Genomic DNA, 721 nt, shown 5'->3' on the forward strand with positions numbered 1-721 from the left:
CTGCGCTTACTTCGAGCGAGACGATATGACCCTCGAGGAAGCGCAGAATGCGAAGTTCGACCTGGCGCTGGGAAAACTGAACCTCGAACCCGGAATGACGCTGCTCGACATCGGCTGCGGCTGGGGCGCCACGCTGCGGCGCGCCATCGAGAAGTACGACGTCAACGTCGTGGGCCTGACGCTGTCGGAAAACCAGGCCGAGCACGTCCAGCAGATGTTCGACGGGCTGGACACGAACCGCTCGGCGCAGGTGCTGCTGGAGGGGTGGGAGAAGTTCGACGAACCCGTCGACCGGATCGTCTCCATCGGCGCCTTCGAGCACTTCGGCCGGCAACGGTGGGGCCACTTCTTCAAGATGGCCTACCGGGTGCTGCCGGCCGACGGGGTCATGCTGCTGCACACCATCTCGCGCCCGACCTTCAAAGAGGCCAGGGCCCAGGGCACCCCGTTGACCCACGAGGTCGTTCACTTCACCCAGTTCATCCTGGCCGAGATCTTCCCCGGCGGATGGCTGCCGACGATCCCGTCGGTCGAAGAGCACGCCGGCGACGCCGGTTTCAAGGTGACCCGGATCCAGTCGCTTCAGCTGCACTACGCCAGGACGCTGGAGATATGGGCCGCCGCGCTCGAAGCCAACAAGGACAAGGCCATCGCGATCCAGTCGGAGAAAGTCTACGACCGGTACATGAAGTACCTCACCGGCTGCGCCAAGTTGTTCCGC

General features: G+C 64.2%; 1 protein-coding gene. It reads left to right on the top strand.

Going from position 1 to position 721, the window contains the following annotated elements; translation table 11 throughout:
* Window positions 1–721: cyclopropane mycolic acid synthase family methyltransferase (locus A5712_RS20750; protein WP_068109000.1), on the top strand; the 721-nt coding region annotated here is incomplete at both ends.

It is taken from the genome of Mycobacterium sp. E2327, assembly GCF_001672675.1.
In the GTDB taxonomy this organism is placed as follows: Bacteria; Actinomycetota; Actinomycetes; order Mycobacteriales; family Mycobacteriaceae; genus Mycobacterium.